This is a genomic window from Bradyrhizobium symbiodeficiens, assembly GCF_002266465.3.
GTDB classification, from domain to species: domain Bacteria; phylum Pseudomonadota; class Alphaproteobacteria; order Rhizobiales; family Xanthobacteraceae; genus Bradyrhizobium; species Bradyrhizobium symbiodeficiens.
Genome location: NZ_CP029427.2, coordinates 1588245 through 1612956, shown reverse-complemented (window position 1 = coordinate 1612956; position 24712 = coordinate 1588245). Strand labels below are relative to the sequence as shown.

22 protein-coding genes are annotated in these 24712 nt (G+C 64.5%); 7 read left to right on the top strand and 15 right to left on the bottom strand.

Features of this window, described 5'->3' with window-relative positions:
- Positions 1 to 72: 72 nt before the first annotated feature.
- The 11 genes from CIT39_RS07610 to CIT39_RS07560 all read right to left on the bottom strand — a co-directional run bounded on the left by CIT39_RS07610 (position 73) and on the right by CIT39_RS07560 (position 11849).
- The gene (locus tag CIT39_RS07610) at positions 73 to 519 is read right to left on the bottom strand and encodes a hypothetical protein (protein WP_094973778.1); all 447 of its coding nucleotides are present in this window, start codon (positions 517 to 519) and stop codon (positions 73 to 75) included.
- Positions 520 to 660: 141 nt separating this feature from the next.
- Positions 661 to 2388, bottom strand: a complete 1728-nt coding sequence (locus tag CIT39_RS07605; RefSeq protein ID WP_094973802.1) for a chemotaxis protein — start codon at positions 2386 to 2388, stop codon at positions 661 to 663.
- Between the two features lie 5 nt (positions 2389 to 2393).
- On the bottom strand, positions 2394 to 3485 hold the full coding sequence (locus tag CIT39_RS07600) for a protein-glutamate methylesterase/protein-glutamine glutaminase (protein WP_094973777.1): 1092 nt from the start codon (positions 3483 to 3485) through the stop codon (positions 2394 to 2396).
- A gap of 17 nt (positions 3486 to 3502) precedes the next feature.
- A complete protein-coding gene (locus tag CIT39_RS07595) occupies positions 3503 to 4357 on the bottom strand; it encodes a CheR family methyltransferase (RefSeq protein WP_094973776.1) in 855 nt (284 codons plus the stop codon).
- 133 nt (positions 4358 to 4490) lie between these two features.
- Entirely contained in the window at positions 4491 to 6290 is a 1800-nt protein-coding gene (locus CIT39_RS07590; protein WP_094973775.1) for a methyl-accepting chemotaxis protein, read from the bottom strand.
- 60 nt (positions 6291 to 6350) lie between these two features.
- Entirely contained in the window at positions 6351 to 6827 is a 477-nt protein-coding gene (locus tag CIT39_RS07585; RefSeq protein WP_094973774.1) for a chemotaxis protein CheW, read from the bottom strand.
- Between the two features lie 64 nt (positions 6828 to 6891).
- Positions 6892 to 8586, bottom strand: coding sequence for a methyl-accepting chemotaxis protein (locus tag CIT39_RS07580; RefSeq protein ID WP_094973773.1), 1695 nt, complete (start codon positions 8584 to 8586; stop codon positions 6892 to 6894).
- Positions 8587 to 8627: 41 nt separating this feature from the next.
- Positions 8628 to 9089, bottom strand: a complete 462-nt coding sequence (locus CIT39_RS07575; RefSeq protein ID WP_162308393.1) for a chemotaxis protein CheW — start codon at positions 9087 to 9089, stop codon at positions 8628 to 8630.
- A complete protein-coding gene (locus CIT39_RS07570) occupies positions 9089 to 11164 on the bottom strand; it encodes a chemotaxis protein CheA (protein WP_094973771.1) in 2076 nt (691 codons plus the stop codon). Before CIT39_RS07570 ends, CIT39_RS07575 begins: the two co-directional genes overlap by 1 nt.
- Positions 11161 to 11526 carry a response regulator gene (locus CIT39_RS07565; RefSeq protein ID WP_094973770.1) on the bottom strand — a complete coding sequence of 122 codons (366 nt, stop codon included), beginning with the start codon at positions 11524 to 11526 and terminating at the stop codon, positions 11161 to 11163. Before CIT39_RS07565 ends, CIT39_RS07570 begins: the two co-directional genes overlap by 4 nt.
- A complete protein-coding gene (locus CIT39_RS07560; protein ID WP_094973769.1) occupies positions 11526 to 11849 on the bottom strand; it encodes an STAS domain-containing protein in 324 nt (107 codons plus the stop codon). The genes CIT39_RS07565 and CIT39_RS07560 overlap by 1 nt, the downstream gene beginning before the upstream one ends.
- A 271-nt stretch (positions 11850 to 12120) precedes the next feature.
- On the opposite strand from CIT39_RS07560, the gene CIT39_RS07555 reads away from it, so the two are divergent.
- The 3 genes from CIT39_RS07555 (at position 12121) to CIT39_RS07545 (ending at position 16268) form a co-directional block, all read left to right on the top strand.
- A complete protein-coding gene (locus CIT39_RS07555; RefSeq protein ID WP_094973768.1) occupies positions 12121 to 13245 on the top strand; it encodes an HD-GYP domain-containing protein in 1125 nt (374 codons plus the stop codon).
- Between the two features lie 186 nt (positions 13246 to 13431).
- Positions 13432 to 14100, top strand: a complete 669-nt coding sequence (locus tag CIT39_RS07550) for a hypothetical protein (RefSeq protein WP_162308392.1) — start codon at positions 13432 to 13434, stop codon at positions 14098 to 14100.
- A gap of 17 nt (positions 14101 to 14117) precedes the next feature.
- The gene (locus CIT39_RS07545; protein ID WP_094973766.1) at positions 14118 to 16268 is read left to right on the top strand and encodes an adenylate/guanylate cyclase domain-containing protein; all 2151 of its coding nucleotides are present in this window, start codon (positions 14118 to 14120) and stop codon (positions 16266 to 16268) included.
- 28 nt (positions 16269 to 16296) lie between these two features.
- On the opposite strand, the gene pobA is transcribed toward CIT39_RS07545, so the two are convergent.
- Positions 16297 to 17469 (bottom strand): 4-hydroxybenzoate 3-monooxygenase, encoded by a 1173-nt coding sequence (pobA, locus tag CIT39_RS07540; protein ID WP_094973765.1) that lies wholly within the window; start codon positions 17467 to 17469, stop codon positions 16297 to 16299.
- 50 nt (positions 17470 to 17519) lie between these two features.
- Here pobA and CIT39_RS07535 point away from each other — a divergent pair, with 50 nt between their 5' ends.
- The gene (locus tag CIT39_RS07535) at positions 17520 to 18419 is read left to right on the top strand and encodes a helix-turn-helix domain-containing protein (RefSeq protein ID WP_094973764.1); all 900 of its coding nucleotides are present in this window, start codon (positions 17520 to 17522) and stop codon (positions 18417 to 18419) included.
- Positions 18420 to 18423: 4 nt separating this feature from the next.
- Here the strand turns inward: CIT39_RS07535 and pcaG are convergent, their stop codons facing one another.
- Together pcaG and pcaH are read right to left on the bottom strand one after the other, a co-directional pair.
- A complete protein-coding gene (pcaG, locus tag CIT39_RS07530; RefSeq protein ID WP_094973763.1) occupies positions 18424 to 19050 on the bottom strand; it encodes a protocatechuate 3,4-dioxygenase subunit alpha in 627 nt (208 codons plus the stop codon).
- Between the two features lie 4 nt (positions 19051 to 19054).
- Positions 19055 to 19843 carry a protocatechuate 3,4-dioxygenase subunit beta gene (gene pcaH / locus CIT39_RS07525; protein WP_094973762.1) on the bottom strand — a complete coding sequence of 263 codons (789 nt, stop codon included), beginning with the start codon at positions 19841 to 19843 and terminating at the stop codon, positions 19055 to 19057.
- A 91-nt stretch (positions 19844 to 19934) separates the two neighbouring features.
- Between pcaH and CIT39_RS07520 the strand changes: the two genes are divergently transcribed.
- The 3 genes from CIT39_RS07520 to CIT39_RS07510 all read left to right on the top strand — a co-directional run bounded on the left by CIT39_RS07520 (position 19935) and on the right by CIT39_RS07510 (position 23797).
- Positions 19935 to 20864, top strand: a complete 930-nt coding sequence (locus tag CIT39_RS07520) for a LysR family transcriptional regulator (RefSeq protein WP_162308874.1) — start codon at positions 19935 to 19937, stop codon at positions 20862 to 20864.
- Between the two features lie 74 nt (positions 20865 to 20938).
- Positions 20939 to 22243 (top strand): nicotinate phosphoribosyltransferase, encoded by a 1305-nt coding sequence (gene pncB, locus CIT39_RS07515; protein WP_094973760.1) that lies wholly within the window; start codon positions 20939 to 20941, stop codon positions 22241 to 22243.
- A 246-nt stretch (positions 22244 to 22489) separates the two neighbouring features.
- Positions 22490 to 23797 carry a GGDEF domain-containing protein gene (locus CIT39_RS07510; RefSeq protein WP_094973801.1) on the top strand — a complete coding sequence of 436 codons (1308 nt, stop codon included), beginning with the start codon at positions 22490 to 22492 and terminating at the stop codon, positions 23795 to 23797.
- A 12-nt stretch (positions 23798 to 23809) separates the two neighbouring features.
- On the opposite strand, the gene CIT39_RS07505 is transcribed toward CIT39_RS07510, so the two are convergent.
- On the bottom strand, positions 23810 to 24430 hold the full coding sequence (locus CIT39_RS07505; RefSeq protein ID WP_162308391.1) for a TetR/AcrR family transcriptional regulator: 621 nt from the start codon (positions 24428 to 24430) through the stop codon (positions 23810 to 23812).
- Between the last annotated feature and the right edge of the window lie 282 nt (positions 24431 to 24712).

The window sequence follows — 24712 nt, the reverse complement described above, 5'->3', positions numbered from 1 at the left end:
TTTCACGCCTAAACGCACTCTTGCCGCGGTGCGCGTGCGGCGCGTTTTGGCGATAACAGCGTCAATGCAAAGCTAAGACATTGGCGCCTTGGGCGGCGTGAACGGATGGCGCGGCCGCGAACGGCTGTCGAGGCCCTTGGGCAATTTGTCATTGAGCTTCACGACGGCGCATCGAGCCTCCGTCGCCGGCGCTTCTTCCTGGCTGTAGATCAGCGTCACCTCGAACATTACGTCGGGCGCTTGACTCGCGGTTCCGGAGCAGGTCGCCATCGCACCGCTGCACACGCCCGAGAGGCTGACTTCGACCTCGTCCAGCCCGAACACGGTCGGCGGCCCCTCCGCATAGCGCCGCGTGGTCAGGACGGCGGTGAAGCGCTGGTCGTCGTCGAACTGATAGGAGCCGCCATAGGTGAAGAAGCTGTCGCTGCCCGAAATCCGTCCGTCCGCAAGATGCACGATACCTGTGCCCTGGCCGCGCGAGGTCCTGAACCAGGCCGCGTATTTGCCGTCTCGCATCATGGAAACACCCGTCGTGATATTCAATGGTATTTGCAACCAACTCTGGGGCGCGACAATGACCGACGCGGCGAGCATGCCGCCACGGTTAACGCCCTGCAAAGCCAACCCTTCAAATTGCCACCGCAGCACACGGCGGCGCCGTCAAAACAATTCTATGCCGTCATCCGCGGTCTCGACCGCCTCGACCCGGCGCGTGGCCGCGATCGATGCCAGTCCGAGCGCTTGCAGAAATTCGCGATGAACGTCCCGCTCACGCTCCATCGTGTAGCGCGCGAAGAGATCGTCGAGGATCGCCTGATCCTGCAGTTCCGGCTGTAGCCGCTGCGCGCCCGCGCTCGCAGTCTCGAGCCGCGTGGCGACCGCAGGCAAGGCTGCGGAGCTTTCGCCGAGGCTGGTCATCTGACCCTGGGCCGAATTCATCAGCCGCTCGAATTCCGCGCCTTCGTCCACGAGCCGGCTCATCAGCTTGCCGAGCCGTTCATTCCCCGCCTCGACCTCGCGCAGCGCCTGCAGGATTTGCGGCTCGAGCTTGGCAAGCTGCGTGGGGTCACCCTGCACGCGCAGCTCCCTCAGCTCATTGGCCGAGCCCTCGATAGCGTCGAGCACGGGCCGCAGGCGCCCGGCGCCCGCGGAGACCTGGTCCGCGGTCGCCTTGAGCTCGTTGGCGATCACGACGAAGGCGCTGCCGCGGCTGCCGAGATGGCTCGCCTTGAGGCCGGCATTCATTCCGATCAGCGTGATGTCGACAGTCGCCTCGGCAAGCCCGGCAATCGCCTGGCGAAATTTCGCCAGCGTGTCCTCGACGATCGCGAGAGCCTCGTCGACCGAGCGGCCCGCGCTCTCGCAGGTCGCGATCAGGGTCGATGCGTGCGCCAGCGTCTGCTTGATCCGCGTCAGGAACGACGACGAGCCGCCGTCCTCGCCGCCGAACAGCGTGCGGCCGTGGCCGACGACGCTGCCCGCATCGTGCAGGATGGCCGTCAGCGCGCCGACGATCTGGCCGACGTCGCCGCCGAACTCGCGCTGGGCATCCCTGAGCTGGGCCGCCTGCAACCGGCAGATCGCACGCACGCCGTCGTCGCTCGTCGCAGGCGCGGGAACGAGGCTCGGCGCGGCTTCCGACGCAAGGCTGAGACCGTGGGCCACGTGCTCGAGACGCTGACGCGTACTGTCGCCCGCCTGCAGCGAGATGATGGCGCTGCCGACCGCCTCGGCGATCTTCCTGGTGCTGGAACTGGCGCGGTCGGCCAGATGGCTGCTGTTGCTGCGCTGGTCGCGTAATCTTGAATAGGCCGCGCCAAGTTCGGCGCTCTCCGACACCAGTTGGGCCCGGTACCGGCTCTCGAATTCCTTCTGCCGGCCGGACGCGGTGGCAACCGCCTCGGACAGGCGCTGCTGGTCCCGCGCGCAGCCTTCGATCGAGCGCTGCACGGCCCTGCCGAGATCATAAGCTTCTTGGGTGAAGGCGAGAAAGCCCTCGCGGTCGCCGTCGAGCGAGGCCGCCTCGATCCGCGCGCTCCGCGCGATGATGGTGATCATCCCGATATGCTTGAACAGCGGCTTCAGCAGCGAGGACGCCTCTGCCGTGCTCTTGCCGATCGTCTCCAGCAGCGCGCTCTCCGCCGGCAACGCCTGCGCCAGCTCGCTCAGCCGCGCGGCGATCTCTTGCAGCGCCGTTGCTGCGCCCTCGATCTCGGCGCCGGAGAGCTCACCGGAAAGCGTCGCGAGGCCCTGGTTCAGCTCCTTGAAGATGAGATGGCCGCGTCCGAGTTCGTGGCCGACGCGCGCGAAGACGTCCTCGATGCGCGAGGAGACGTCCTCGATCGCGGCGGTTGCCTCGGTGAGCGTGTTGGCCGGAACGGGCGACATGGCCATCAGCCTGCCACCGCGGCGTGCCCGGCCTGATACCAGAGCATGATCTCTCGCGGAATGTGATGCAGCGAAACCACCTTTTCGACACCGCCATGGGCGATGGCTTCCTTGGGCATGCCGAACACCACACAGCTCTCTTCATCTTGCGCCCGCGTCGAGGCGCCGAGCTTGCGCATTTCCAGCATCCCGCGCGCGCCGTCGTCGCCCATGCCAGTCATGATGACGCCGAGCGCGTTGGCGCCGGCATGCTGGGCCGCGGAGCGGAACAACACGTCGACGGAGGGGCGATGCCGCGACACCGGCGGGCCGTCCTTGATCGCGATCTGGTAGCGCAGACCGATGCGCTGGAGCAGCATGTGGCGGGCGCCGGGCGCGATATAGGCGCAGCCCGGCAGCACCGGCTCGCCGTCCTCGGCTTCCTTGACCCTGATCTGGCAGACGCCGTCGAGACGCCTGGCAAAGGCCGCGGTGAAGCCTGCCGGCATGTGCTGGACGATGACGATCGGCGGACAATGCGCCGGCAACATCTCGAGGACATCGTTGAGCGCTTCGGTCCCGCCGGTCGACGCACCGATGCAAACGATGCGCTCCGTGGTCGGCCGGACCTTGCCCTGCACCGGCGGCGGGATGATGGCATCGGCCGTCAGCTTCTTCTCGATGGCCCGACGTTCCGCACGCGGCCGCACCCGCGCGCGCGCAGCCGACTTCACTGCCTCGCGCAGCCGCGCCGAGCATTCGAGCAGCGCCTGACGTGTGTCGATCTTCGGCTTGGGCACGATGTCGACCGCGCCGGCCTCGAACGCCTCGAACATCACGTTCGAGCCTTCTTCGGTCAACGACGAGCAGATGATCACCGGGATCGGCCGCTGCGCCATGATCTTGCGCAGGAACGTCATGCCGTCCATGCGCGGCATTTCGAGGTCGAGGATCATGACGTCGGGAATCTCGTCCTGCAGACGGCGCGCTGCCACGAACGGATCCGAGGCCGTTCCCATCACCTCGATATCTGGGTCTTCGGACAGGATCGTCAGAAGGATTTGGCGCACCGACGCCGAATCGTCCACGATCAGCACGCGAACTCTCTGCTTCGGCATTGTAGGCGGCGCTCCGGCTAGACCTGGAAAATGGTTGGCTGAACTTGCTTCAGACCCGGTACTGCACTGTGGATCATCGATTCCGAATGCCCGACCAGCAGGTAACCGCCGGGCCGCAAATGGCCGCACAATTGCTCGACCACCTTGCGCTGCGTCTCCCGTTCGAAATAAATCAGGACATTGCGGCAGAAAATGATGTCGACGTCGCGGTCGACCGGGTAGGACTTGTCCATGAGGTTCATCCTCATGAAATGTGTCGCGCGCCGCAACTCGGGTACGACCCGCACTTCGCCGCTCGACTTGTCCCGCGACGTCGAAAAATATCGTTTCACGAATGGCTCCGGCACCGGGCCGAGCACGTCGCGCGTGTAGATCGCGGTCTTGGCGAGACGCAGCACGGCGGTCGAGATGTCGGTCCCGAGAATGCGGTACTGGAAGCGCGAGCCGTTTCGCGTCATGTCGTCAAGCACCATTGCGGTGGTGTACGCCTCCATGCCGGTGGAGCTCGCCGAGCTCCAGATCTTCAGGTTCGCGTTCTTCCGTCCATGTGATTTCAGCAGGCCGGGAATCGCGACGTCGCGCATGAAGGCGAAGTGCTGCGGCTCGCGGAAAAAGTCGGTCTTGTTGGTGGTCACCACATCGATGAGATGGGTGAGTTCGTTGTCGAAATGATCCGCCTCGAACAGGTTATCGACATATTCGTTGAGATCGGAGAAATTCAGCGCGCGCACGCGCTTGTGCAGCCGCCCCTCCAGCATCAGCCGCTTGCCCTGCGGCAGCTTGATGCCGACTTGCCCCTCGATCAATTCGGCGATGGTCCGAAAGTGACGGTCCGACAGATGCACGGCCGAATCCTGCAGCGCGGGCATCATGACTGCAAGCTCCGTTCAAAAAGGGCCGTCCGCACTGAAGGTCGGGCCATCCTGGCCATGCTGAAAATCCTGCAATCACACACGCAACCTGAAGCGGACCGGCCCCTCGACGGGGCCGTTCCATCGAACCCGTCTAGCGCTGGAAATCAGCGTCGCGGTCGTCCTCGCCGTCGTTCATGTCGAAGGCGAAGCCGCCGCCACCGGCAGCCTTCACGGCACGGGCAGGCTTGGCCGCCGGCTTCTTGGCCGGCCGCTCGACGGCCGCCATGGTCGCCGCCTTGGCCCGCAGCTGGCTCACCGCCCGGTCGATCGGGGCGGCCTGTCCCTTTCCGCCCTGCTCGATGCGGAAATAGGCGATGGTGGACTGGAGCTGCTCGGCCTGCGAGGCGAGTTCCTCCGAGGTCGAGGACACCTGCTCGGAGGCGCTGGCGTTCTGCTGGCCGACCTTGTCGAGCTGCTGGATCGCCTGGTTGATCTGGGCCGAGCCCACGTCCTGCTCGCGGCAGGCCGCGGTGATCTCCTCGACCAGCTCGGCAGTCCTCTTGATGTCAGGGACGAGCTTGGAGAGCATCGCGCCGGCCTCCTGTGCCACCTTGACGGTGTCGGTCGAGAGCGTGCCGATCTCGGCCGCGGCGGCCTGGCTGCGCTCGGCGAGCTTGCGCACCTCGGAGGCGACCACCGCAAAGCCCTTGCCGTGCTCGCCGGCGCGCGCGGCCTCGACCGCGGCGTTGAGCGCGAGCAGATCGGTCTGGCGCGCGATCTCCTGGACGATCGTGATCTTCTCGGCGATGGTCTGCATCGCGTTGACGGCGCGACCGACCGCGGCACCACTGGCTTCCGCGTCCTTGGCCGACTGCGCGGAGATCTTCTCGGTCTGGCTGGCGTTGTCGGCGTTCTGCTTCACGTTGGAGGCCATCTCCTCCATGGAGGAGGACGCTTCCTCGGCGGACGAAGCCTGCTCGGTCGCACCCTGCGACAGCTGCTCGGCGCTCGCGGAGAGCTCCTGGCTACCGGCGGAGACGTTCTGCGCCGCCGTCAGGGCTTCCGACACGATCTGGCGAAGCTTCTCCACCATGCGTTCGAGCGCAAGGCCCAGCGTGTCCTTGTCCGACAGCGGCTTGGCTTCGACCGTGAGGTTGCCATGTGCAATCTCGTTGGCGATCGCAGCAGTCTGGTTCAGATTCACGGTCATCGCATTCAGAGATTTGATGAGATCACCAATCTCGTCATTGCTGGAGGACTCGATCTTCTGGCTGAGATCGCCGATCGCCACCGCGTCCGCGAGGCCGACCGCCATTGCGAGCGACCGGCTGATATTCAGTGCGATCCAGACGGCGGCAGCGACGGCGATGAGCAGCGAAGTGAGGACCAGCGACAGCAGAATGATGGTGGCACGGCTGCCCTCGACTCTGGCCTGCTCGCTCTCGTCAGCCATCTGCTTCTTGACAAAGACGATGTAGTCGCTTGCCGCCGTGAGTGCCGGGGTGGACGCCTTCAGGCCCTCGGTCATCGAGCGCTCGGTCGCCTTGGCTCGATCGTGCTTTGCCAGCGCGAGCGTTTGGTCCTGCACGTTATTCGAGTTTGCGTACGCCGTCGCGAACGTCTCGATCATCTTCCTGCCGGTCTCGCTTGCACTGGCGTAGACCTCGTCCTTGACCCTCAAGGCACGCTCGCGGAGCTGGGCGATCTGGCCGATGAACTTGTCCTGCTCGGCATCGGAGGCCAAGATGGTGTTCTTTTCCGCGCGCACCTGGAGCAATACGGCTTCCTGAAGCTCACCGACTTTCGCCAGGCGGCCGGCCCTGGCCGACAAATGCTCTGCGGTCGTGACCATGTCGTTCAACTTGAAATAGGCGACCCCGCCGGCGATCATGGACAGCAGGATGACCACGCCGAACGCGCTGGCAAGCTTGGCTTTTACGGTAAATCTCATTTCAGTCTCGTTGGTTCGAATTGGGGTGCTTGGGCTTGACCACGCATTACTCATACAAACTCAGGCGGCGCGCGGCGCACCGCGCCCTTCCGGGATCTCGTCGCGCGCCATCAGCTTGGCGAGGTCGAAGATGACGACGAACTTGTCGCCCTTTCGGCCGATGCCGGCGGCATAGTCCGATTGCCATTTGCCGCCGACCTCGGGGATCGGCTCAATGGCCTGCTCGTCGATATCGGTGACCTCGAAGACGCAGTCGGCAACGAAGCCGACGCCGACCAGGCACTCCTTCATCGGCACGTCGAGGATGATGATCCGGGTCGCTTCCGTGGCGGCCACGCTCGGCAGGCCGAGCTTGTTTCGGAGATCGACGATCGGATAGCCGCTGCCGCGCACGTCGATCATGCCGAGCAGGAAGTCCGGTGCGTGCGGAAGCCGGGAGATCGGCCGCATGTCGAGGATTTCGCGGACGTTGCGAATGCTGATGCCGAACGTCTCGCCGGCGAGCCCGAGCGTCAGATATTGCGAGGTTGCGGCCATGATGCGGTCCGGATTCCGAGGGTTTGGAAATGAGTGCGGTCCGGCGCGAGGCCGGACCGGTTGATCAGCGCTGGAACTCGGCGTCGCGATCGTCTTCGCCGTCGTTCATGTCGAAGGCGAAGCCGCCGCCACCGGCGACCTTCATCGCACGAGCCGGCTTGCGGGCAGGCGCCGGCTTCTTGGTGCCGCGATCGGCGGCCGCCATGTGCGCAGCCTTGGCCCGGAGCTGTCCGACGGCGCGGTCGATCGGCTCGGCCGCCGCCTTCTCCTTGCGCGCATCCTCGATCCGGAAGAACGAGATGGTGGACTGCAGCTGCTCAGCCTGCGAGGCGAGTTCCTCCGACGTCGAGGACACCTGTTCGGACGCGCTGGCGTTCTGCTGTCCGACCTTGTCGAGCTGCTGGATCGCCTGGTTGATCTGGGCCGAGCCGACGTCCTGCTCGCGGCAGGCCGCAGTGATCTCCTGCACCAGCTCCGCCGTCTTCTTGATGTCCGGCACGAGCTTGGACAGCATGTCGCCGGCTTCCTGAGCGACCTTCACCGTTTCCGTCGACAGCGTGCCGATGTCGGCGGCCGCTGCCTGGCTTCGTTCGGCGAGCTTGCGCACTTCGGAGGCGACTACTGCGAAACCCTTGCCATGCTCGCCGGCACGGGCGGCCTCGACCGCCGCGTTGAGGGCCAGCAGGTCGGTCTGACGGGCGATCTCCTGGACGATGGTGATCTTCTCGGCAATGGTTTGCATTGCCTGGACGGCGCGACCGACAGCGACGCCGCTGGCTTCGGCGTCCTGGGCCGATCGCGCGGCGATCTTCTCGGTTTGGTTGGCGTTGTCCGCGTTCTGCTTCACGTTTGAAGCCATCTCCTCCATCGAGGACGAGGCTTCCTCGGCGGACGAGGCCTGCTCGGTTGCGCCTTGCGAAAGCTGCTCGGCGCTGGCCGAGAGTTCCTGGCTGCCGGCGGAAACGTTGCTCGCCGCGGTGAGAGCCTCCTCAACGACCTGGCGAACTTTCCCCACCATCGTGTTCAGCGATTTGACGAGATCGCCGATCTCGTCATTGCTGGAGATCTTGATTGTTTGGGTAAGATCACCGGCCGCCACGGCGCCGGCGAGGCCGACCGCACGGCCGAGCCCGCGGGAGATGCTGAGGGAGATCCAGATCGCAGCGATCAGGCCGATGACGAGCGATGCGACCACCGCCGAGACCAGCATGACGTGGGCGCGATTGCCGTCCTCATGCGCCAAGGCGGCCCGGTCAGCCATGTTCTTTTTGACGTTGTTGACATAGACGTTGGCGGCGTCCATCGCCTCGCGGACCGCTTTGCGAACCTCGATTGCAGACTGCTCGACGGCTTTCGGCCTGTTCGTCCGGGCGATCTTGAGCGCGTCATCCTGAACGGCATTCATCCGGGCGTAGGCGGCCCCGAAATTCTCGATCAGCTTCTTGCCTTCCGGGGAGGCTGCGGCGTGAATCTCCTCTTTCAGCTTGAGAAGCGCCTCACGCTGCTTTGCGATCTCGGCGACGAAGCCATCCGCTTCGCTATCGGGCGCCAGAAGCAGATTCTTCTCGGACCGAACCTGGATCAGGATTCCTTTCTCGATCTCCGCCGCATGCTCCATTCGGCCGGCGCGGGACACCAGATTGTCGGCGGTGTCGATCATCTCGCTGAGCTTCACATAGGCGAGGCCGCCCGCCGCCATCGAGAGCAGCAGGACCACGCCGAACGCGACGGCTAGCTTTGCCTTGACCGTAAATCTCATCTTCAGCCCCTAAAGCCCAGGTCCCGCCCGAGACCCTCGTTTCAATTCAGGATGCGTTCCATGTTGGGAACGATGACGAACTCTTCACGCCACTTCGCGATGAAGCGAATGAACTCCGGCTTCCAATGCATGCCGACGCGCGGCGTCTGCTGCACGTCAGTCTGCGAAATCTCGGTGACCTCGTAGACCTTGTCGGCGGTGACGCCGACCAGGACCGGCTCGCCGTCGAGATCGAGCTCGATCACGACGATGCGCGTCTCGGCCGTGTCATCGAGCTGCGGCATGCCGAAGCGGATGCGCAGGTCGGCGAGCGGAATGACGTTGCCGCGCACGTTGATCACGCTGGGAACGAAGGCCCGCGCGCCCGCCACCTTCGTCACGGGGACAGGATCGATGATCTCGCGCACGAGACCGGCATCGAGAGCGAATTTCTCCTCGCCGAGGCCGATCATTACGACCTGCATCGGATCGGCTTGCCGTTCGCCAGCCAAACCATCGTTCATCACGCCGCCTCGCTGATATGCTGCTTCTCGACCTTCGACTGCGCCAACGCGACGAGCTGCGCGACGTCGAGGATCAATGCCGCCGTGCCATCACCCAGGATGGTCGCGCCGGAGAACATCGTGACGTCCGAATGCAGCTTGGAGAGCGACTTGATCACGGTCTGGTGGTTGCCGATGATCTGATCGGCGACGAGTCCGACGTGGGTGTCGCCGGTCGAGATGATGATCGTCTTCTGGTGCCGGTCCGGCGCGCCCGATGCGCTCATGATCTCGCGCAGCCGGAGGAACGGCACGAGATTGCCGCGCACGTTGAGGAAATTACGGCCGCGGGAGCGCTCGTCCTCGGCGGTCAGCTCGATGCATTCCTCGACTGCGGACAGCGGAATGATGTAGCGGCCTTCGCCCACGCGGATCAAAAGACCTTCGATGATCGCCAGCGTCAGCGGCAGGCGCAGCGTCACTGTGGTGCCCTGGCCGGACTTCGTCGAGAGGTCGATCGAGCCACGCATGTTCTCGATGGTGCGCTTGACCACGTCCATGCCGACGCCGCGGCCTGACAGCGCCGAGATGGTCTGCGCGGTCGAGAAGCCGGGATGGAACAGGAACTGATGGATTTCGTGATCGGTGAGCACCGCGCCGGCTGCAATCAGCCCCTGCTCTTCCGCTTTCGCGCGGATGCGGGCGGTGTTGAGGCCGCCGCCATTGTCCTTCACGGTGACGAGCACCTGCGCGCCGGAATGGACGGCGGCGAGCTCGATCCGGCCCTGCTCGGTCTTGCCGTTGGCCGAACGGGTCGCGGTATCCTCGATGCCGTGATCGATGGCGTTGCGGATCAAATGCACCAGCGGATCGGCCAGGCACTCGATCATGGTCTTGTCGAGCTCGGTATCCTCGCCGGTGGTGACGAATTCGACCGGCTTCGACAGATCACGCGACAGATCGTGGATCAGGCGGCGGAAGCGGCCGAACAGCGAGCCGATCGGCACCATGCGGGCGCCCATCGTGGTGTCACGCAGAGAGGAGGCAAGGCGCTCGATTTCCTCGGCGATCATCTTGATCGAGAGATCGGAGCCGGAGGATGCGAGCTGGGTCAGACGCGCTTGCGCGATGACGAGCTCGCCGACGCGGTCCATCAGCTCGTCGAGGCGCTCTGCCTGGACGCGGACGGTGGCGATGCCGCGATCGTCGCGCTTGGCCTCGAGCTTCGGTTCAGGCTTTGGTTCGGATTTCGGCTCCGCCTTTGTGACGGGCTGCTCGGCGACGGGCGCGACGGCGGCCGCGACCAGCGGCGCGGGCATGTCGGCCACCGGGGCCGGCTCCTCGTCGAGCAACTGGAACAGCGGTGCGGGCGCGGGCGCTTCGACATGCTCCAGCGGCGAGAGCGTCAGCTTCATCTCGTCCGACACGAACATGAAGACGTCGTCGATCGCATCCTTGTCGCAAGCGGCGTGCAGCTTGACGTCCCATTTCAGATAGCAGTCTTCCGGCTCCATCTCGTCGAGGAACGGGATGCCGTCTGTGACAGGCACGACGAAGCAGGGCCCGAGCTTGCAGAGATCTTCCAGCAGGTCGAGCGGGTTCGAGCCGTTGCGCAGGATATGGGATTCGAATTCCAGATAAAGGTGCCAGCCGGCCTGCTTGCTCTCAACCGGGGCGAGCGGCGGCGCCACCACGATCTCGGCGACGAGTGCTGCGGCCTGGTCGGGGAACACGAATCGCTTGAGGTCGTCGAGGATGGCCTCGCCAATGATGTCGTCGGTCGACTGGGGATCTTCGATCAACGCGCGGATGTAGTCCTTGGCGGCGAGCGCGACCGAGATCAGCTCGTGCGTCGGCTTGATCTCGCCCTTGCGGACGCGGTCGAAGGCAGTCTCGAATTCGTGGGTGAAGGAGGCGACCTTGTCGAAGCCGAACATGGCGCCCGAACCCTTGATCGTATGCAGGGCGCGGAAGGCGGAATCGACCAGTTCGCGGTCGTCGGGACGCTGGCCGAGGTCGAGCAAGGCCCCTTCAAGAACTTCGAAGAGCTCGCTGGCTTCCTGACGAAAGATCTCGGTCGGGTCCATCGCGCTCATGCGCGCACCAATTTGCCGACCACGGCGAGCAGTTGCTCAGGCTTGAACGGTTTGGTGATCCAGCCGGTGGCGCCGGCGCTCTTGGCTTCCTGCTTCACCGTGTCATTGGATTCAGTCGTCAGGAACACGATGGGCATGCCGACCGCGCTCGGTAGCTTGCGCAGTGCCCTGATCAGTTCCAGCCCGTTCATGACCGGCATGTTGAGATCGGTGATGACGAGGTCGAGTTTACCGGCCTGGGCCTTGGCGAGCCCTTGCGCCCCGTCACCGGCCTCGAGCACACTGTGACCGGCTGGCTCGAGCACGACCTTGATCATCTGCCGGATGCTGGGCGAATCGTCGACAGTCAGAATCGTGGCCATCAGACGCCATCTTTCTTTTGCGGGAAATGCTGATCGATCATCGCCTCGCTGGTGAAGCCGGCGCGGCGAAGGGTGTTGCGAAGAGACTGTGAGAAAGAGGTCAGCACCACCGGGCGGCCCTGGGCCTGCCCCGTCTTGGCCGTCGACAGCAGAAGCTGGATCGAGGTCACGTCGGCCTTGTCGACGCTCGAACAGTCGATCTCGAGCCGCTCCTGGCGGCCGAACGCCTCGCGAATGAGCTCATAGACATTGCGAATGGCCGCGATGCTGCAATCGGCGGGCAACCGCAACGACCACTTCGGCTCCGTGGGATTGAGCGCCATCGCTGACCCGCCTTTGCTAAAATTCCACTACCCGTTTGACGCGAATCGGGTGAGCAAACCCCTAACGCGGGCATCCGTACAACTACGGGTCACATTCCTGCGGAATTCGCGCAACCGCGTGCAAGCGTGCACAGCCTGCTGACAGCTTTCATGCGCGGAGCGCATATCCGCGGTGCGTCCGGCCCCGTCAGGCGCATTTGCTTCGCGTTAAATTTGCTCGGGTTATGGCTTGGGTTCGTGTCTTTGCCAGCGAAGAAAGCCCCGGCCGCCGATGCTGACCCAAGCGCTTCTGGTTGACGACAGCCGGTCCGTCCTCAACTACCTGAAACGTCATATCGAGGCAGAAGGCCTGGTCGAGGCCACCGCCTTCCTCGATCCCGTGGAGGCGCTGGCCTGCGCGCGGGAGCGCGTGTTCGACCTCGTGCTGGTCGATTATGAAATGCCGCATATGGACGGCATCAGCTTCATCCGTGTTTTCCGGTCCCTGCCGGGCTGCGCGGACATTCCAATCGCGATGGTCACCTCGCGGCAGACGGATGACGTCAGAATGGAAGCGCTGCAGGCCGGTGCAACCGATTTCCTGCCCAAGCAGCCGCAGAGCCTCGAGATGACGGTGCGCCTGCGGAATTTGATTCAACTCGGTGCAGCCGTGCGCAAGCTCAACGACCGTGCGGCGCATCTGGCCAGTGAAGTCGCAGCTGCGACGCGAAAGCTCGGCGAACGCGAGGAGGAGATCATCCTGCGGCTCGCGCTCGCGGTGGAATACCGTGACAACGACACCGGCGAGCACACGCTGCGGGTTGCCAGGTATAGCCGCGTCATCGCCGAGCAGCTCGGCCTGCCAGCCCGGCTTTGCCGCGACATTTATCTGGCCGCGCCCCTGCATGACGTCGGCAAGGTCGCCATTCCCGACAACATTCTGCTCAAGCCCGGCAGGCTGACCGACGACGAGATGGCGGTGATCCGCACCCATGCAACGATCGGCGAACGGATCCTGGCGGACTCCGGTTGCGAGTTGATCCAGCTCGGTGCGCAAATTGCCGCAGGCCATCACGAACGCTGGGACGGTGCGGGCTATCCAAACGGTCTGAAGGCGGACGAGATTCCGGTCGCCGCGCGCGTGGTCGCGGTCGCCGACGTCTTCGACGCGCTGACGACGCGACGACCATATAAAGAGCCGATGCCGATCGAGGTGGCTCGCAGCTATCTGGTCGAGAACAAGGGCAGGCAGTTCGATCCGGCCTGCGTCGAGGCCTTCTTGTCGCGCTGGGACGAGGTGGTCGGGATCGCCGCCGGCGAGCGGGCGACGCCATTCCAAAGGGCCGAGGCTCCGCTCGCTCCGATCCGGGAGTCTCCGGTCGAGGGCCGCTCGCCCGAGGCTGTCACGGCCAGCTGATTTCGCCGTCCGGCCAACAGCTTGGCACCCTCCTCTGTCGACGATGGGCGGTTTGAACCACTTCCTGCTAGAGTACACCAATACTCAAAGAGTGATTCTGGTCACACTTGCCTGGGCGCCCCGATGCTAAAAATCGCACCGGGACGGGGACCAGCAAAGTATCGGTCGAATTGAATGAGAATACCAATGAGAAGCCTGATCGGCGCTGTTGTCGGCGCGTTCTGTACTGCGGCCCCTGCCTTGGCAGAGACGCCCGCCGCCATCGTCGAGGATGTGCAAGGCAAGGTCGATGGCGTCGAGTTCATGGACTATGTCGCTGCGGGCAAGATCATCAAGCTCGGGCCCAAGGCCAGTATTACGCTCAGCTATCTCAAATCCTGCCTGCGCGAGACCATCAGCGAGGGCGTCGTGCTGGTCGGCGCGGAGCAAAGCACCGTGCAGCTCGGCGACGTGCAGCGCGCCAAGGTGCCCTGCGACACCAAGGCGGCGCAGCTCTCCGAGCGCGAGGCGAACCAGAGTGCGGCGACCACGTTCCGGACCATGCGGTCCGACGCCAAGACCGCTCCGTCCAAGCTGCCGACGATCTATGGCGTCGCGCCCCTGATCCAGGCCAAGAGCGGCAGCACGTTGGTGATCGAGCGCACGGACGGCAAGGAACCCACGATCAGCGTGCCGCTCAAGAACGACATCATGATCCGCGGCAAGTTCTATGACTTTGCCAAGGCCGGGAAGTCGCTGACCCCGGGCGGCAGCTATCTCGCAAGCCTCGGAACCAAGCGTTACACCTTCCAGGTCGACGCCAGCGCCACCGCCTCGCCGACCCCGATCATCGGCCGCCTGCTGCGGCTCGAATAGCGGTCTGCGACGGAGCGATGCGGCGGATCGGGGGACGGGACATCGTTGCGGCGATCCTGATTGCGCTCCTCACCGGCGCGATCTTCACGTCGCCGCCGCTGCAGACCCTGCAAGGCCTTTCGCTCGACATCCTCACGGCGATGCGCTGGAAGTTTCTCGGCGACAGCCGCGATCCCGCGACGTCGCCGGTCGTCGTCGTCGCGATCGACAGTGAAACCTACGACACACCACCATTCAAGGGATCACCGACGCAGACCTGGACGCGCGAGATCGGCCGGGTGCTCGGCAGCATCACCGAAGGCGGCGCCAAGGTGATCGGCTTCGACGTCATCTTTCCGAGCTCGATCGAGCAATCGGAGATCCCGTTTGGCGACACCGCCGTTGGCGGCCGCATGAAAGGATTCGACCGGGACTATCTGATCGCGCTGCGGCAAATCTCCGACAGCGGCAAATTGGTGCTCGGCGAAATCCTGAGCAACGACCATCCGGAAGTGCCCTATCGCGCCCAGCAAGTGGCCGTGCGCAACACCGTGCGGGCGCTCAATGTCCACACCGACCCCGACGACGTCATCCGACGAATGCCCCTGAGCTTTGCCATCGAGGGACGGCCGGTGCCGGCGATGGCGGTCGAGCTCGCTGCGCGCGCGACCGGCGCAAAGCCGGAGATTGCGCCCTCCGGCGCGACCGAATTGTCCGGCTATGCGATCCCGAGTGCCGTTCCGAATACAATGACGCTCAACTTCCGAGGGCTGGGACGCGACATCCCGACCTTCTCCTTCGTCGATCTGCGCGCCTGCATCGAAAAGGGTGACCGCGACTTTTTTCGCCGCGCTTTCAACGGCAAGGTCGTGCTGCTTGGTACGGCCCTGAATTTCGAGGATCGCAAGCTCACCTCGATGCGCCTGTCCGGCGCCTATGATGGAGCGCAGGCCGCACGATGCGCACTGCCGGCACCGGCAAGCACGCCGCAGAAAGCCCGCAGCGACGTCGCCGGCGTGTTCGTCCACGCCACTGCAGTCCGAAACCTGATGGAGCATGACGCCGTAACCGAACTCGGCTTTCCGATGCGGGCCGTTCTCACGATCGCGTTCGCGGCGATCATCGCCTGCGCGGCCTGCCTGCTCGCGCCGAGCGGCGCGCTGATGGCCTGGTTCGGCCTCACCCTCGCCTACACGGCCATCGCCGTCAGTGCGTTCGTCCATGCCTTGGCGTTGCCGTTGACGGAGCCGGCACTCGCCAGCCTTGCTGCGCTTGCGATCATGATCGGCTATCGCTTCGTGCTGGCCGATCGCGACGAGCGCTTCCTGCGCAAGAGCTTTGCCCTTTACCTCGCGCCCGAGGTGATCGAGACCATGGTCGCCTCCGGCAAGATGCCGGTGCTCGGCGGCGAGATGCGCAACGTCACCATGTTCTTCTCCGACCTCAGCGGTTTCTCGTCCATTGCCGAGACCATGACGCCGGGCGAGCTGGTGACGCTGATGAACGAATATCTATCCGCCATGACCGACATCATCGAAGCTCATGGCGGCTATGTCGACAAATATATCGGCGATTCCATCGTTGCGATGTTCGGCGCGCCGGCCGACGATCCCGCACACGCCTGCAACGCGGTTCGCGCCGCGCTGGAGTGCCACGAGAAGCTCGCGGAGCTCAATGCGGACAATCCCGCATTCGTCGGCCACGGCCTGTCGCACCGTATCGGGCTGAACAGCGGCGAGGCCGTGGTCGGCAACATCGGTTCGCGCCGCCGCTTCAACTATACCGTGATGAGCGACACCGTGAACGTCGCCTCGCGGCTCGAAGGCGCCAACAAATATTACGGCACCGCGATCATGGCCTCGGAGACGACCATGACGCAGAGCGGCGACGCCTTTGCCTGGCGCGAGCTGGATGCGATCAGGGTTCTCGGGCGCGGTGAAGCCATCAAGGTGTTCGAGCCGCGGGCCGAGAAGAGCGCGCAGAGTGCCGAACAGGCGAAGGTGACCGCAGCCTATGCGGAAGGGCTCGCCTGCTGGCGCGCGCGTGATTTCGCGAAGGCGGCCGATGCGTTCGGGCAGATGGCAAAGGCCGATCCGGCGTCAGCGCTGTTCGCCAGGCGCGCTACAGCATTCACCGCGAATCCACCGCCACCGGATTGGACCCCAGTCAATACGCTGGAAGGGAAGTAGCGACATCAGCGCCAGAGGCGCCGCGCACCTAAAACGGCAGCCCCACGTAATTCTCCGCGAGCAGCCGCTGCGCCGTCTCGGACGAGAGCAGATAGTCCAGCTCGGTCTGCTGAAGCCGGTCTTCGTAGTCGAGCCGGTCGGGGAAGCGGTGCAGGAGCATCGTCATCCACCAGGAAAAACGCTGCGCCTTCCAGATCCGCGCCAGTGCCTTGGCGGAATAGCCAGCGAGGCCGGAATCGTCACCGCGCTGATAATGCGCGAGCATCGCGTGGTAGAGATAGTAGATGTCGGACGCGGCGCTGTTGAGCCCGCGCGCGCCGGTCGGCGGCACGATGTGAGCCGCATCGCCGGCGAGGAACAGCCGGCCATAGCTCATCGGCTCGGCAACGAAGCTGCGCAGCGGCGCGATGCTCTTTTCGATCGAGGGCCCCGTGATCAGACGGCCGGCGACCTCGTCCGGCAGGCGGCGCTTCAGCTCGGCCCAGAACGCGTCGTCGCTCCAATCCTCGACCTTGTCGGTCAGCGGCACCTGAACGTAGTAGCGGCTGAGCACCTGCGAGCGCAGCGAGCAGAGCGCAAAGCCGCGCTCGTGCTTCACATAAATCAGCTCCGGCGACACCGGCTTGGTGCGCGACAGCACCCCCAGCCAGCCGAACGGATAGACCTTCTCATATTCGCGCAGCACGTCCTTCGGGATCGACTTGCGACTGACGCCGTGAAAACCGTCGGCGCCGACGATGTAGTCGCAATCGACGCGGACAATCTCTCCGTTCGATCGATAGGTCACGTAGGGACGGTCCGAGGTCAGATCATGCGGCGTCACGTCCTGCGCATCGTGCACGACCTTGCCGCCGAGGCGGTCCCGTGCCTCATAGAGATCACGCGTCAGCTCGGTCTGGCCGTAGACCAGCACCGAACTGCCGCCGGAATGCTTGTGCAGATCGATCTTGGACAGCACGCCGTCATGGGCGATCTCGAAACCGGTGTGGATCTCGCCCTCGCGGTCCATCCGCTCGCCGCACTGCGCTTCGCGCATCAACTCGGCAAAGCCGTGCTCGAGCACGCCGGCGCGGATCCGGGCGAGCACATGGTCGCGGCTGTATTTCTCCAGCACGACCGTGTCGATGCCCTTGAGGTGCAACAGCTGGGACAACAACAGCCCCGACGGCCCGCCGCCGATGATACAGACCTGAACCTTCATTTATGCGTCCTCCCGTCGGCACTTTTTTGCAGATTTGGCGCCACGGACCGATGGAGGGTTTCGCCATTGTCTTGTACTATTCGAACATGAGAGGCGCAGCCCCGGCGATCCGCATCTACAATTTGTTCGGCGAGTCCGGCGACTTGCCCGACGTCGTGCATTGCGAGACCATCGCGTCGCGCTCGGTGCTGCACGACTGGACCCTCGCCGTGCACCGTCATGCTAGGCTGCACCAGGTGCTGCTGATCGAGCGCGGCGGTGGCGAGGCGACGCTCGACGGGCGGGTGGTGCCGTTGAAGCCGATGCAGATCGTCAATGTGCCTGTCGGCCACGTGCACGGCTTCCGCTTCGTGCCCGATACGCAAGGCTGGGTGCTGACCATCGCCGCGGAGATTCTTGACGAGGCGCTGCTCTCCGCCGAGGGCCTGCGCGGCGCGCTGGCCCGCTCGGCCGTGGTGCGCGGTACGCCGCAGATCCGCACCACCATGAAGCAGATCTTCGCCGAACATGCCGCGCGCGATTTCGGCCGCGCGCATGTGCTGCGGGCGTTGTCGTCGGCCATGATCGGGCTGGTGGCGCGCGCGCTCACGAGCGAGAGCGGCGGCAACGGCACTGTCGAATCAAGCCTGTTCCGCCGCTTCGAGGCGCTGTTGGAGCAGCATCATTTGGAACGCTGGAGCGTCGCGGACTATGCCGAGGCGCTGGCGGTGACTCCGACGCATCTCAACCGGATCACACGGGCGGCGACCGGCGATACCGCCTCGCATCTGATCCTCAACCGGCTGATCCGCGAGGCGCGACGCAACCTCGTCTACACCAATCTGCCGGTCTCGACGATCGCCTACGCGCTCGGCTTCGAGGACCCCGCCTATTTCAGCCGGGTCTACGCCGCAGCCACGGGGGTCTCACCGCGCGCCTTTCGCGCGCAGCTCCATGGCGACGAGACGTGAAGCCTCACACGTCGAAGAACACCGTCTCCTCCGGCCCCTGCAGATTGATCGTGAAGGAATACACGACCTTGCCGCCGCGCTCGCTGCGCTTGGCGACCAGGGTCGAGCGCCGGATCGGCTGTTCGATCAAATTGAGCACGGGGTCGGCGGCGTTGGCGGCCTCTTCATCCGAGAAATAGAGCCGCGTGTTGAGGCCGATGTTGATGCCGCGCGCGACGATCCAGACATTGATATGGGGCGCGCATGTCCGGCCCGCTCTGTCGGTGATGGCACCGGGCTTGATAGTCTCGAAGGTGACGAGCCCGCTCTCGAAGTCGGAGCCGGCGCGGCCCCAGCCGCGAAATTCCTGCTCCAGCGCGCCGGCCGAGCGATCGGCCGGATGGTTGTAGCGGCCGGCCGCATTGGCCTGCCAGATCTCGAGCAGCACGTCGCGCAGCGGCGTCCCGGTACCGTCGAGTATCTTGCCCTCCAGCGTGATGCGCTCGCCTTCGGTGCTCGGCGTTGTCAGGACATTCGAGAAATTCTTCTCGAAGATGTCGAAGCCGGCCATCGCCGGGATCAGGCCGATATGAACGTAGGGCCCGGCGGTCTGCGAAGCGGTTTCCTTGAGATAGTCGAGCGACTGCGGCATTTGCTCAGTTCCCCGCGGTGCGATTTTCAAAATAAGTGGAGCGCTGGCCGCGCAGCACGATGTCGAAGCGGTAGGCCAGCGAGTCGAACGGCGCCGAGGCGTTGAGGTCGAGGGGCGCCACGAGGCGGTCGAGTGCATCCTTGTCCGGGATGGTCGTCAGGATCGGACAGATCGGGATCAGGGGATCGCCCTCGAAATACATCTGCGTGATCAGCCGCTGTGCAAAGCCCGAACCGAACACCGAGAAGTGGATATGGGCGGGACGCCAGCTGTTGACATAGTTGCGCCAGGGATAGGGCCCCGGCTTCACGGTGCGGAAATAGTAGTAGCCGGTGTCGTCGGTCAGCGCGCGGCCGCAGCCGCCGAAATTCGGATCGATCGGCGCCAGATAGGTGTCCTTCTTGTGCCGGTAGCGGCCGCCGGCATTGGCCTGCCAGAACTCGACCAGCGTGTTCGGCACGCCGCGACCGGTTTCGTCCAGCACGCGGCCGTGGACGATGATGCGCTCGCCGACGGGATCGCCGTCCTTGGCGTAGTTGCGGATCAGATCATTGTCGAGCGGGCCGAGATCGTTGTGGCCGAACACCGGTCCCGTGATTTCGGAGACCGAACCCTCCAGCGACAGCAGCGACTGGCGCGGCGAGCGTAGCACCGAGGATTTGTAGCCCGGCGCATGCGCCGGCGGATGAATCGAACGATCCCGCTGGAAGAACCCGCCGTCGCCGAGCGGCGACGCAAGGGGCTCGGGGCGGTTGAGGCGGGGATCCCGCAAGGCTGGCGCCTGGGCATTCATCGTGTTTCTCCCTGGGGCGCCCGGGTCCGGACGCGCGGCTTATCGGGAGATAATGGGCCCGTCTATTCCACAGATAAATAGATCGATTATAATGTATTTCATGAAAGAAATCGATCATTTGGCCCTCGACGGCCACGCTCTCGAACTGTTCCTCGCCGTGCTGGAAGAAGGCTCGGTCACGGCGGCCGCCACCCGGCTCGGCCTGACGCAGTCCGCCGTCAGCCATGCCCTGAACAAGCTGCGGCGGATCGCGGGCGATCCGCTGTTCGCCAAATCAGGCCGCGGCATCGTCGCAACCGCGCATGCGCAAGCATTGGCCGCAAAGGCGCGCGCGCTGATCGACGAGATGCGAAGCTTTGCCGGCGGCGTCAGCTTCGAGCCGCCAAACGCGCAGCTTTCGCTGACGATCGCGGCCAATGACTTCCAGCGCGACCTGCTGCTGCCCCGGTTCTTCGATCATGTCGCCGGCCAGGTGAAGAGCCTGAACCTGCGCGTGATCCCCTCGCAGTCGCCCTCGCCCGCCATGCTGCGCGAGAACCGCTGCGATCTTCTGATCACGCCACTGCCGCCGTCCGGCATCGACATCGTGCAGAAGCGCCTGCTGAGGGATCATTACGTCTGTTACTTCGATGCCAAGGCGCGTACCGCGCCGGCCAGCCGCAGCGCCTATCTCGCCGCGCGCCACATCACCGTCGTCTATACCGACAACGAGCGGCTCGACTTCGACCGCCGGCTGGCGGCCAACGGTCTTCACCGCGACATCGCGATCTCGGTGCCGAGCTTTTCCGGCGTGCCGTCCTTTCTGCGCGGCTCGCAAATGCTGGCGAGCATGCCGAGCCTGCTTGCGGACGGGGTCATGCGCGGCTTCGCGCAGACCCGGATTCCACTGGCGTCACGCACGCGAACGCTGGCCGAGCTGCCGATGTTTATGGTCTGGCACCAGCGCTATCAGAAAGATCCGGCTCATCGTTGGGTGAGGAGCCAGCTGGAATTTGTTGCAGCGACAGCCGCGGGCGGCTGAGCCTTCGCCTCTGGGAAGCCTGCCCCTCGCCAAACCCACTGGTTGCGCAAGCTGAGCCGCGCTAAAATCCTCCCATGACAGTCACCGATATTGCGAGCCGGACCTACAATCACAGCTGGCGGCTGGATCCCATCATCCGCAGCCTCCTTGATACCGACTTCTACAAACTATTGATGTTGCAAATGATTCGGGAAACCTACCCGAACCAGCAGGTGACCTTCTCGGTCATCAACCGCTCGCGCCATGTGCGGCTCGCCGAGATCATCGACGAGGGCGAGCTACGCGCCCAGCTCGACCACGCCCGCACCATCCGCTTCACCAAAAAGGAGCTGATCTGGCTGGCGGGTAACACCTTCTACGGCAAGACCCACATGTTCTCGGCGGACTTCATCCGCTGGCTGGCCGAATTCCGCCTGCCCGAATACGAGCTGCGCAAGGTCGAAGGCCAGTACGAGCTGCATTTCCACGGGCCGTGGACCCACACCACGATGTGGGAGATTCCGGCGCTCGCGATCCTCAACGAGTTGCGCTCGCGCGCGGCGATAAAGGGCCGCGGCCGCTTCGAGCTCGACGTGCTCTATGCCCGCGCCAAGGCCAAGCTGTGGACCAAGGTGGAGCGGCTGCGCAAGCTGGAAAGTCTGCGCCTGTCCGACTTCGGCACCCGCCGCCGTCACGGCTTCCTCTGGCAGCGCTGGTGCGTGGAGGCGGTGAAGGAGGGCCTGGGTCCGTCCTTCATCGGCACCTCGAACGTGCTGCTCGCGATGGACAATGATCTCGAAGCCATCGGCACCAATGCGCACGAGCTGCCGATGGTCGCGGCCGCGCTCGCCAGGGACGACGAGGAATTGCGTTGGGCGCCCTACCGCGTCCTCGACCAGTGGCGCCAGACCTATGGCGGCAATCTGCTGATCGCGCTGCCCGACGCCTTCGGCACCAAGGCCTTCCTGCGCGATGCCCCGGAATGGGTCGCGGACTGGACCGGCTTCCGCCCCGACAGCGCGCCGCCGATCCAGGCCGGCGAGGAGATCATCGGCTGGTGGGAGAAGAACGGCCGTAATCCGAGGGACAAGCTGCTCGTCTTTTCGGATGCCATGGATGTCGGCTCGATCGAAGAGACCTATCACCACTTCGCCGGCCGGGTGCGGCTCTCGTTCGGTTGGGGCACCAACCTCACCAACGACTTCGTCGGCTGCACGCCGGACGGCTCGTTCAATCTCGATCCGATCTCGCTGGTCTGCAAGGTGTCGTCGGTGGACGGCCATCCGGCCGTCAAGCTTTCCGACAATCCGGAGAAGGCGACCGGCATGCCCTCGGAGATCGAGCGTTACCTGCGCGTGTTCGGCGACGCCGGCCGCGTCCGCAAGCCGGTGCTGGTCTAGCACGAGCCGCAACTCTATCAATCAAGTGAACCGCGCGGGACGAATGCGAGGCACTGGCTCGTCAATGTTTCGCCGGTTCCGGTTAGCCGGCATTTGCAACGATCTGCGCGCATGCGCTTCACGGCGTCTTCACCCTGCGATGCGGTCCCCCACCTCTTTCAGGCCGAGTTAAGCAACCATCCCCTCTACTTCGCGTTGCAGGCGCGGCGCTCCGTTGGGGTCGTTGCGCGAATTTGGGGAATGCAGGTGTTTCGCAGAACAGCGACGTCGATGAAGGGAAGCAGCTTCCTTCACGTCATCAAGCTCGTCTCGCCGTTCGTGACGGTCGTCGTGCTCCAGGCGGCGATCGCGGGATTCAGCCTCGAGGTGATGTCGTCGGTTCGCGCCTATGTCGCGGGCGAAGCGATGTGGTCGCGCTCGCAGAAGAACGCCGTCTATTTCCTCAATCTTTATCTGCATTCGGGCGACGCCAGCCAGTTCACGCAATATCAGGCCTCGCTTGCCGTTCCCATCGGCGACGAGTTCGCGCGCTGGGCGCTCGAGCGCGATCCGGTCGACGTCGAGACAGCCCGCATCGGCTTCCTGCAAGGCGGCAACCATCCCGATGACGTCCCGGGATTGATCTGGCTGTTTCGCCACTTCAATGGCGTCAGCTTCCTTCAGGATGCGATCCGCGAGTGGGCTGCCACCGATCCCATGCTGCTCGAGCTCAGCGTCTTCGGTGAGGTCATCCGGTCCGAGCTGGAGAATGGTGCTGTTCAAGACGCAAACCGGCTGCAGTTCCTGTCGTCGCGGCTCTCCGAGCTCAACACCCAATTCACGGTCCATGCCAACCGGTTCTCCACCGTGCTCGGCGAAGGCTCCCGCGCCATCAAGCTGACGCTGACCGGCATCAACATCGTCACCGCCGCGACGCTGATCCTGCTCCTGATCTGGCACACCAGACGATTGGTGCTGCAGCGGCAAGCCTTCGAAGATGCCCTCGATGCCGAGAAGGAACGCCTGGTGTGGCAGGCATCGCACGACTGGTTGACCGGCCTGTCCAACCGCCGCGCCTTCGAGGCGCGCCTGCAAAGCGAACTGGACGTTGCCGCGGCGGGTTCGCTGGGCCTGATCCTGCTCGACCTCGACCAGTTCAAGAACGTCAACGACAGCTGCGGGCACCTCGCCGGCGACCGCCTGCTCTGCCAGGTCTCGCACCTCCTGCTACAGGACCGGCATCCGCGCGACTTGGTGGCCCGGCTCGGCGGCGACGAATTCGGCCTGATCCTCCCGCAGTGCTCGCCTGCGAACGCGCTCGACATCGCCGAACGGCTGCGGCGATCGCTGGAGCTGTTCAACTTCGCCTGGGACGATCGCTGTTTTGCAGTGACCGCCAGCATCGGCGTCACCTGCATCGCCGACACCAACACCACGCTCGAAGGCGCGATGCGGCGCGCGGATGCCGCCTGCTATCGCGCCAAGGAGAAAGGGCGCAACCGCGTCCAGGTCGACGGCGGAAGAGCTGATGTCGTCGTCGTCGCAGCCCGGCCGCGCGAGATCGCGCGCGCCTGACGCTCTCCGCCGTCACCGCGGCGGCACGATCCCGAGACCCACCAGATGCGCGTCGAGGAATTGTTCAACCTGCTGACGCAGCATCTGGGGCGGCACGGCCACCATGCGCTCCTCCAGACCGAGCGAGATGATTCCATGCACGGCTGAAAACAGGGTGCGCGACAACAGCGCGATCTTGACGTCATCGGCATCCGGTAGCAGCCGGACCAGGGGTGGATGCATCAGCGCGAAAGCATCCATCACCATCTGCAGGATGTCGTCGGGATAAGGACGGTCGTCCTCCATCCGGTGTTCGAACAGCGAGCGCAGCAGATTGGCGTGCTCCGCGAAGAACTCGAGATAGGTCTCGGCAAGCCCGTAGAGCTGGCGCACAGGGTCATCGGCCGGAACCCCGCGTAGCCGGGCCGTCAGGGCCTGAACAGTCTCCCGATTGACGGTCAGGATCACCCCGTCGAAGTCGCCGAACTCGTTATAGACGCTGCCGACGGAACAGCCGGCGGCCTCCGCAACATCCCGAACCTTCAACGATCTCAATCCTTTAGACGCAATAATACCCCGCGCAATCTCCAGGATCTGGAGCCGCCTCCGATTTTTTTTCTGATCTCGCAGCGATTCTTCTTGAACATTGTTCATTTTCAAGCTACTCATGTGAACATTGTTCAAATTAACCCGGAGACCTGAAAAATGCAAACCCTCGCTGTTGATATCGCCGCCACCTTCGTCGATGACGCCATCGTTCTCGTGACCGGCCCTGTCCGGGCCCTGCTGCGGTTCACCATGAGGCCGATCGATCGCATCGCAAATGCCTGCGACATTGCCGGCGTGCTTGCCGAACGCCGCGCGACCTTCCGGACGTGGCGGGCCAGCCGCGACCGCGCACGTCTCGAAGGCCGCAAGCTCAGCGTTCTTGGCCGC

Excerpts from the sequence above, each read along its gene's own strand:
- CIT39_RS07535 (WP_094973764.1), top strand. The coding sequence starts at position 17,520 with ATGGAGGGTTTCGCCATTGTCTTGTACTATTCGAACATGAGAGGCGCA.
- CIT39_RS07580 (WP_094973773.1), bottom strand. The coding sequence starts at position 8,586 with ATGAGATTTACGGTCAAGGCAAAGCTAGCCGTCGCGTTCGGCGTGGTC.
- CIT39_RS07565 (WP_094973770.1), bottom strand. The coding sequence starts at position 11,526 with ATGGCCACGATTCTGACTGTCGACGATTCGCCCAGCATCCGGCAGATG.
- CIT39_RS07550 (WP_162308392.1), top strand. The coding sequence starts at position 13,432 with ATGAGAAGCCTGATCGGCGCTGTTGTCGGCGCGTTCTGTACTGCGGCC.
- CIT39_RS07575 (WP_162308393.1), bottom strand. The coding sequence starts at position 9,089 with ATGAACGATGGTTTGGCTGGCGAACGGCAAGCCGATCCGATGCAGGTC.
- pcaG (WP_094973763.1), bottom strand. The coding sequence starts at position 19,050 with ATGCCGCAGTCGCTCGACTATCTCAAGGAAACCGCTTCGCAGACCGCC.
- CIT39_RS07595 (WP_094973776.1), bottom strand. The coding sequence starts at position 4,357 with ATGATGCCCGCGCTGCAGGATTCGGCCGTGCATCTGTCGGACCGTCAC.
- CIT39_RS07505 (WP_162308391.1), bottom strand. The coding sequence starts at position 24,430 with ATGAACAATGTTCAAGAAGAATCGCTGCGAGATCAGAAAAAAAATCGG.
- CIT39_RS07545 (WP_094973766.1), top strand. The coding sequence starts at position 14,118 with ATGCGGCGGATCGGGGGACGGGACATCGTTGCGGCGATCCTGATTGCG.
- CIT39_RS07600 (WP_094973777.1), bottom strand. The coding sequence starts at position 3,485 with ATGCCGAAGCAGAGAGTTCGCGTGCTGATCGTGGACGATTCGGCGTCG.
- CIT39_RS07555 (WP_094973768.1), top strand. The coding sequence starts at position 12,121 with ATGCTGACCCAAGCGCTTCTGGTTGACGACAGCCGGTCCGTCCTCAAC.
- CIT39_RS07590 (WP_094973775.1), bottom strand. The coding sequence starts at position 6,290 with ATGAGATTTACCGTAAAAGCCAAGCTTGCCAGCGCGTTCGGCGTGGTC.
- CIT39_RS07570 (WP_094973771.1), bottom strand. The coding sequence starts at position 11,164 with ATGAGCGCGATGGACCCGACCGAGATCTTTCGTCAGGAAGCCAGCGAG.
- CIT39_RS07560 (WP_094973769.1), bottom strand. The coding sequence starts at position 11,849 with ATGGCGCTCAATCCCACGGAGCCGAAGTGGTCGTTGCGGTTGCCCGCC.
- CIT39_RS07520 (WP_162308874.1), top strand. The coding sequence starts at position 19,935 with ATGTATTTCATGAAAGAAATCGATCATTTGGCCCTCGACGGCCACGCT.
- pcaH (WP_094973762.1), bottom strand. The coding sequence starts at position 19,843 with ATGAATGCCCAGGCGCCAGCCTTGCGGGATCCCCGCCTCAACCGCCCC.
- pobA (WP_094973765.1), bottom strand. The coding sequence starts at position 17,469 with ATGAAGGTTCAGGTCTGTATCATCGGCGGCGGGCCGTCGGGGCTGTTG.
- CIT39_RS07610 (WP_094973778.1), bottom strand. The coding sequence starts at position 519 with ATGATGCGAGACGGCAAATACGCGGCCTGGTTCAGGACCTCGCGCGGC.
- pncB (WP_094973760.1), top strand. The coding sequence starts at position 20,939 with ATGACAGTCACCGATATTGCGAGCCGGACCTACAATCACAGCTGGCGG.
- CIT39_RS07605 (WP_094973802.1), bottom strand. The coding sequence starts at position 2,388 with ATGTCGCCCGTTCCGGCCAACACGCTCACCGAGGCAACCGCCGCGATC.
- CIT39_RS07585 (WP_094973774.1), bottom strand. The coding sequence starts at position 6,827 with ATGGCCGCAACCTCGCAATATCTGACGCTCGGGCTCGCCGGCGAGACG.